Source organism: Pseudomonas citronellolis (genome assembly GCF_029335315.1).
Classification (GTDB): Bacteria; Pseudomonadota; Gammaproteobacteria; order Pseudomonadales; family Pseudomonadaceae; genus Pseudomonas; species Pseudomonas citronellolis_A.
Genome location: NZ_JARJLT010000038.1, coordinates 51,634 through 58,518 on the forward strand (window position 1 = coordinate 51,634; position 6,885 = coordinate 58,518).

At 70.1% G+C, this 6,885-nt stretch carries 5 protein-coding genes; all 5 read right to left on the reverse strand.

Going from position 1 to position 6,885, the window contains the following annotated elements; genetic code table 11:
- Window positions 1–17: 17 nt before the first annotated feature.
- Window positions 18–1,130, reverse strand: coding sequence for an efflux RND transporter periplasmic adaptor subunit (locus tag P3W75_RS03210; protein WP_276225932.1), 1,113 nt, complete (start codon window positions 1,128–1,130; stop codon window positions 18–20).
- A 282-nt stretch (window positions 1,131–1,412) separates the two neighbouring features.
- A complete protein-coding gene (locus P3W75_RS03215; RefSeq protein WP_430765333.1) occupies window positions 1,413–2,501 on the reverse strand; it encodes a methyl-accepting chemotaxis protein in 1,089 nt (362 codons plus the stop codon).
- A 677-nt stretch (window positions 2,502–3,178) separates the two neighbouring features.
- On the reverse strand, window positions 3,179–4,276 hold the full coding sequence (locus P3W75_RS03220; RefSeq protein ID WP_276225934.1) for a DUF1513 domain-containing protein: 1,098 nt from the start codon (window positions 4,274–4,276) through the stop codon (window positions 3,179–3,181).
- Window positions 4,277–4,295: 19 nt separating this feature from the next.
- A complete protein-coding gene (locus tag P3W75_RS03225; RefSeq protein ID WP_276225935.1) occupies window positions 4,296–5,357 on the reverse strand; it encodes an imelysin family protein in 1,062 nt (353 codons plus the stop codon).
- A 10-nt stretch (window positions 5,358–5,367) separates the two neighbouring features.
- Window positions 5,368–6,789 carry a di-heme oxidoredictase family protein gene (locus P3W75_RS03230; protein ID WP_276225936.1) on the reverse strand — a complete coding sequence of 474 codons (1,422 nt, stop codon included), beginning with the start codon at window positions 6,787–6,789 and terminating at the stop codon, window positions 5,368–5,370.
- Window positions 6,790–6,885: the final 96 nt, after the last annotated feature.

The window sequence follows — 6,885 nt, forward strand, 5'->3', positions numbered from 1 at the left end:
CGTGCTGCGCTTGCCGGTCAGCGTACGTCGTCGACGATGGCCACCGGGGTGCCGTTGTCCAGCTTGAGCTGGCCGCTGGTCACCACCTGTTCGCCGGCCTTCAGGCCGTCGAGGATCACCACCTTGCCTTCGCGGCGCTCGCCGACCTTGACGAAGCGGCGCTCCACGGCCAGCTGCGGCTCGCCCTTGGCGTCGGCCTGCGGCTTGCCGTCCTTGTCCTGTTTCGGGGCCACCACGTACACCGAGTTGCCGTACAGGGTGAAGGCCACCGAGGTTTCCGGCACCACCACGCGCTGCGCGGAATCCGGCAGCTGCACTTCCAGGTTGGCGAACATCCCCGGCAGCAGCTTGCCGTCGGGGTTGGCCATGCCGGCGCGTACCTGCAGGTTGCGCGTCTCGTTGTCGACCCGCGGGTTCAGCGCCTGGATGCGCGCTTCGAACACCTGGCCGGGGTAGGCGGCGACGGTGACCAGCACGCTCTGCCCGACCTTCAGGCGCGGGAAGTCCTGTTCCGGCAGGAAGAAGTCCACCAGCAGCGTCGACAGGTCCTGCAGGGTGGCCACCGGGGTGCCCGGCGAGACGTAGTCGCCGACGTCCACCTGGCGGATGCCGATGGTGCCGCCGAAGGGCGCCAGCAGGCGTTTCTTCGCCAGCGCCGCCTTGAGTTGCGCGACCGTGGCGCTGGAGCGTTGCAGCTGCGCGGCCAGGCGGTCGTATTCGCTCTTGGAGATGGCCTGGCGGCCGACCAGGCTGCGGCCGCGCTCGAACTCCACCTGGGCCAGGCCGAAGTCGGCCTCGGCGGTGTGCAGGGTGGCGGTTTCGACGTCGCTTTCCAGCTGCACGATGGGCTGGCCCACGCGCACCTTCTCGCCGGACTGGAACAGCACTTCGCGTACGGTGCCCGAGGCTTCGGCGGTGAGCACCACGCCCTGGTTGGCGCGCAGCGTGCCGATGGCCGGCAGGCGGCTGTGCCAGGTGAGTTCCTCGGCCTTCGCCGCGGTGACGCTGACCGGCGGGCGCGGCGCGCTGAACTGGGCGATCTGCTTCTGGATGGAGAGGTATTTCGAGCCGGCGAGCACCGCGACTATGACGGCGACCGCGCCGAGCATGATCAGCATGCGGCGCAACATGTTCCTGTTCCTTGGTGAATGCCTGGCGGCTCGGCGCCGCGAGGGGCCCTTCCTGGTCGGCCGACCCTGCGTGCGCGGGACTGCTTCGATTCCCGGAGCCTTTCGGGACCGCCTCGTTGCGAGGCGGAAGTGCGCACATTAGACGCAGACGGCCGGCGCGTCAAAGCGCCTGAGTTGCAAGAGATTGCGCATCGTCGGCGAAGCGGTCGCGAAGTATCGGGTTAGAGCGGGCCTCGCGCGCTCATCGCGGGGAGGGCGCCACGTCCCTGTGGCGGGCCGGGGTCAGGCGCCCAGGCGGTGGGTCACGTCGCTGAGCTCGCCGGACAGGCCGTGCAGGCGCTGGCTGGCCTTCTGCGTGCGTTGCACGTTTTCTTCGTTGGTGGCGCCGATGGCGGTGATTTCGGTGAGGTTGCGCGAGATATCCTCGGCCACCGAGGTCTGCTCCTCGGCGGCGGTGGCGATCTGCCGATTCATGTCGCGGATGGCTTCCACCGCCTGGGTGATGTTCTGCAGCATGCTGCCGGCCTGGGTCACCTGCTCCAGGCCTTCCTCGCTGCGGGTCTGGCCGTCCTGGATGGCGCGCACGGCGTTGATCGCGCCGGTCTGCACGGTGTCGATGATCTGGTGGATCTCGGCGGTGGACTCAGCGGTGCGCTGGGCCAGCGTGCGCACCTCGTCGGCGACCACGGCGAAGCCGCGGCCCTGCTCGCCGGCGCGGGCGGCCTCGATGGCGGCGTTGAGCGCCAGCAGGTTGGTCTGCTCGGCGATGCCGCGGATCACTTCGAGAACCTTGCCGATGCGCCCGCTGTCGGCCTCCAGGCGGCGGATGACGTCGGCGGTGCTGGCGATCTCGGTGCTGACCCGGGTGATGGTGTCGATGGTCGACTGCATGACCTGCTCGCCGGCCTGGGCGTGGTGGTCGGCGTCGTCGGCCGCGTGCGCGGCGTCGGCGGCGTGGCGCGCGACTTCCTGGGCGGTGGCGGACATCTCGTGCATCGCCGTGGCCACCTGGTCGGTGCGCGAGAACTGCTCGCGGGTGCCTTCGGCCATCAGCGTGGCGATGGCGTTCAGTTCGCCGCTGGCGCTGTCCAGTTCGTTGGTGCTGCGCTTGAGGCGGTTGAAGGTGTCGGCGAGGAAGTCGCGCAGGGTGTTCGCCGCGCGGGCCAGGCGGCCCAGTTCGTCCTGGCGGCTGGCGTCGACGCGCTCGCCGAAGTTGCCCTGGGCGAGCTGGGCGATGTGTTCGATCAGCCGCGAGATCGGCCCGATCAGGTTGCGGTTGACCAGCCACAGGCTGAGCAGGCCGAGCAGCACGCCGGCGAGCACCAGCACCAGGCTGCCGACCACGACGGTACGTTGCGCTTCTGCGGCGATACTGCGCGATTGTTCCTGGCTGCTGCGGTGCAGGCTGCCGACCAGCGCGGCCATCTGCTCGCTGGCGGCGCGGTCGATGCCCTTGACCGCGGCGTCGCCGGCGCGCGGCTCGCTGCCGGCGGCCAGGTAGGCGTCGCGGCCCTTGCGGTAGGCCTGGCCGAGCTGACGGTGTTCGTCGCGCAGGCGGGCGACCTGCTGGCTCAGCGCCGGGTCGCTGGCGGCCTGTTGCTGCAGACGCTGGAGGATGTCCTGGACGTTGCGTTCCTGGTCCTCGAACTGGCCCCAGTATTTCTGCAGGTCGGCCGGGGTCTGGCCGCGCAGCAGCACGTTCTTCCATTCCTGCACCTGGACCTTGAAGGCCAGGTTGGCCTGGTCCACCAGTTGCGAGGATTGCAGCGGGCCGTCGAGCAGACGCTGGTAGGCGCCGATGCCGCCGGAAAGGAACTGGAAGCAGGCCAGGGCCACCAGCAGGACGAGCAGCAGGCTGCCGCCCAGCAGAGAGAGAATCTGCATGCGCAGGGAGGTTCGGAACATCGTGGGAACGCCTCGTGGACGCGGAGTGGGTATCGGTCGTAACAGGAATCGGCCGCCCGCGCCGCTTCATGAGCGGCGACGGACGAGCGGCGGGAGTATTGTCGCGGGCCTGGATGACGCTGGCGTGGATAGCCGGCGTGAATTCAGGACGCCAGGTGCAGATGGTTGTCCCAGAAGGCCGGGGGCAGTTGCAGGGCCTGCATGGAGATCGCCTGCGCGCGGCAGTCGTAGACACGGCAGCGGCCCTGGCCGGAGGTGACCACGAAGCCGTCCTTCACCGCGCCGACGCCGGCGCAGTCGGGCAGCGGCGCGTCCAGGCGCAGGGCGCCGCTGTCCAGGTCCCAGATGAAGAAACGGTTGCCACGCGGCGCGGTCAGCGCCACCAGGCGCAGTTCGTCGTGCACCGCCACGCTGGCGGTGTACTGGAGCATGGCCTGGCGCTGCTCGTCGGCCAGCGGGAAGGGCTGGAAGTCCTGGCCCGGGCGCTTGATCGCGAGCAGGTCGGCGCGCTCATGGGCGTCGCCCATGTACTGCTGGCAGGCGACGATGGTGCCGTCGGCGGCGATGGCCAGGTGGCGCACGCTGTTCATCTGCTGCGCCAGGGTTTCCTTGGAGACCAGCGCGCCGTCGCGGCGCATCAGCACCAGGCTCGGCTCCATGGCGTCGAGGTTCATCTCCACCCGGCTCTCCGCTTCGGTGCGGATACCGCCGTTGGCCACCACCAGGGTCTCGCCGTCGGGCAGCCAGGCCACCTCGTGGGGGCCCAGGCCGTGGGTCGGCACTTCGCCACTGTGCAGCAGCTTCTCGCCGTCGAAGCGGTAGACGCCGAGCAGGCCGCGGCCGGGATCGGTGGTGTCGTTCTCGGTGGCGTAGAGCCACTCGCCGTCCTTGTGGAACACGCCGTGGCCGTAGAAGTGGCGGTCGGGCTGCGCGTCGAGGGTCTGCAGCAGGCGCCCGTCCTCCAGGCTCACCAGGTAGCTCTGGCGCCCCGGGCGGCGGGCCACGAACAGCGCCAGCGGCAGCGTCGGGTGCTGGACGATGGCGTGGCAGCGCAGGCCCACCTCGGTGGCGAACACGCAGCTGCCGTCCAGGCGGTAGCCCACCGCGTAGTGCTTGCCATCCGCGTCGTCGCGGGCGGACAGCAGCAGGAGCTCCTTGCCCTTGCGCGACAGCGTCCAGCCGCCGAAGGAGAGGGCGCCGAGCAGCAGGCTGCCCAGGCCGATCACGTGACGTCGCAGCATGGTATGCACCTCGCTCGGGTCAGTCGCCGTCGTTGGCGTTGAAGCCCAGTTGCACGCCCAGCGCTTTCGCCAGGTCGCCTTCGTGCAGGCGATGCACGACGTTCAGGCTGTCGTACAGCTCGTTGAGCTGCTTGACCCCGGCGTCGTCCTTGAGCAGTTGACCCATGGGCTGCTTGAGCGCGGCGAACTTGCCGTGGACGTCGGCGTAGGCGGCGTCGATCTTGCCGGCCAGCTCCTTCTGCTCGCTCGGCAGCAGGGCGCGCAGGCCCTTGCCGTCGGTGCCTTTCCACAGCGCCTCGGCGCCGTTCAGGCTGGCTTCCAGGCTCGCCAGGGAGGCGTCGCTGCGCCAGTTCTCGGCCTGGAACGGCTGCGGGATGCCCTTGCTCTGGCGGCCCAGCGGGGTGCCGAGCTTCTTCTTCAGCATGTCCAGGCCGGTGACCTGCACGCGGAGCATCTCGGCGATCGCCTCGTGGGCGTCGGCGTAGCGCTCGTTGGGGAACTTGCTCATCTGCGCGAGCATGCCGTTGTCGGCCTTCCAGCGCGCCAGGATGTCCTGGGCCAGAGCCTGCTGGTGCTCGCCGATGGCTTCCAGCAGCGGGCAGTAGCGCGCCTTGGCGGTGGCGTCGGCGAGGTCGACCTTGGCGTCGAAGAGGATGTACTCGTAGGCGGTCAGGCCCTGCACCACGACGCTGGACTTGGCCAGCGCGGCCGGGGTGATCTGCGCGCCGCCGTCGAGCAGCTGCTCGACCTGGCGCGCCACCAGGTTCTTCTTGTCCGGGTAGAACTGGATCTGCCAGGCGCGGTTGCCTTCGGCCAGCGGGCCGATCAGCAGCGGCTGCAGTTCGGCCCAGGCCTTCTGCGCGGCGACGAAGTCGGCGCGGGCGCGGGCCAGGTCTTCCTTGCCCTGGCAGAAGGCCAGGGAGCTGGCGGCCAGGGCGCGGTCGGCGTCGACCCAGCGGCCGTAGGCCGGCAGAATCACCTGCTGCGCCAGCGTGGCGCTGGTGGTCGCCTGCGGGTCCTGCGGCGAGCAGGCGCCCAGGGCGATGGCGAGGCTGGTGAGCAGTAGTCGGGGGCGGAACATGTTCGGCTCCTTAGAGTGAATTCAGGAAGTCCAGCAAGGCTTGGCGCTGCACGGTGTCGAAGGCGAGCACGCGCTGCCGGGCCGCTTCGGCCTCGCCGCCGTGCCAGAGCACGGCTTCCAGCAGGTTGCGCGCGCGCCCGTCGTGGAGGAACTGGGTGTGGCCGTTGACCGTCTCGGTCAGGCCGATGCCCCACAGCGGCGGGGTGCGCCAGTCGCGCCCGCTGGCGAGAAATTCGGGGCGATTGTCCGCGAGTCCGTCGCCCATGTCATGTAGCAGCAAGTCGCTGTACGGACGGATGACCTGGTTGGCCAGCTCCGGCTCGGCGGCGTCGGGCCCGGTGGTGAACTTCGGGGTGTGGCAGCTGGCGCAGCCGGCTTCGTGGAACAGCGCCTTGCCGGCCAGGACCTGCGGGTCGTCGACCTTGCGCCGCGCCGGCACCGCCAGATTGCGCGCGTAGAAGGCGACCTGGTCGAAGATGCGCTGGCTGACTTCCGGCTGGCCGCCGTCGATGGCCTGGCGGCAGGCGACCTGGGCTGCGCTGCAGTCGTCGCTGGGCAGCAGGTGGGTGGTCAGGCCCATGTCGCCGGAGAAGGCGTGGGCGTTCTGCTGCGCCACGTCGGGCTGCCCGGCCTTCCAGCCGAAGCGGCCGAGCGCGGTCTGCTGGCGGGCGTCGTCCCAGACCCGGTTGGGGCGGCCGCGAACGCCATCGCCGTCGCGGTCCTCGGGGTCGGCGTTGGCCAGGATGGCCGCCTCGGGGATGGCTTCGAGCAGGCCCAGGCCGATCATCGGCGGGGCGACGCGGGCGGAGAACAGGGTGCCTGGGTGCATCGGGCCGTAGCCCAGTTCGGTCAGGCGCAGCGTCGGCTTGCGCAGCTCGACTTCGGTGCCGTCCTTGAACGCCACCTTGAGCGGCTGGTAGTCGACCCGCACGCGGGCCTCCGGCGCCACGCCGGGAATGGCCGCGTCCTGCAACTGGCCGCCGTACACCGGCTCGGGCACCACGCCCAGGCGTTGCAGGGTGCGCGCGTCATCCGGCCCGGCGGGAATCGACAGGCGCACCAGCATCGACACCGCGTTGATGTCGTTGGCGGTCGGCGGGTGGCCGCGGCCGTCCTTGATGTGGCAGTTCTGGCAGGCGTTGGTGTTGTACAGCGGGCCCAGGCCGTCGCGCGCGGTGGTGGTGGAGGGCGCGATCACCCAGGGGTTGCGGAAGAAGCTGTTGCCCACGGCGAAGTCCAGCCGGCGGCTGGGCGTGAGGTTGCCCGAGGGCATGGAGTAGGCGTTGCGGTCGGCCTGGTAGACGCTGGCGCCGCCGCCGGAAAGGGCTTCGCCGGGTTCCGCGACGGCCTTCGGCTCGTCGGGGCCGCAACCGGCCAGGAGCAGGCTGGCGAGCAGGGCGGCGAGGGGCAGGGCGGGCGGACGGCGGAACATCGAAGCGATCCAGGCTGGAAAAACGAGCGGGCAATGTTATCAGCTGGCCAAATGCAAATATGAAAAATTTGTATTTGCCGTTGGGTAAGGTTCCCG

Coding starts and splice junctions, on each gene's coding strand:
- P3W75_RS03210 (WP_276225932.1), bottom strand. CDS start 1,130: ATGTTGCGCCGCATGCTGATCATGCTCGGCGCGGTCGCCGTCATAGTC.
- P3W75_RS03220 (WP_276225934.1), bottom strand. CDS start 4,276: ATGCTGCGACGTCACGTGATCGGCCTGGGCAGCCTGCTGCTCGGCGCC.
- P3W75_RS03225 (WP_276225935.1), bottom strand. CDS start 5,357: ATGTTCCGCCCCCGACTACTGCTCACCAGCCTCGCCATCGCCCTGGGC.
- P3W75_RS03230 (WP_276225936.1), bottom strand. CDS start 6,789: ATGTTCCGCCGTCCGCCCGCCCTGCCCCTCGCCGCCCTGCTCGCCAGC.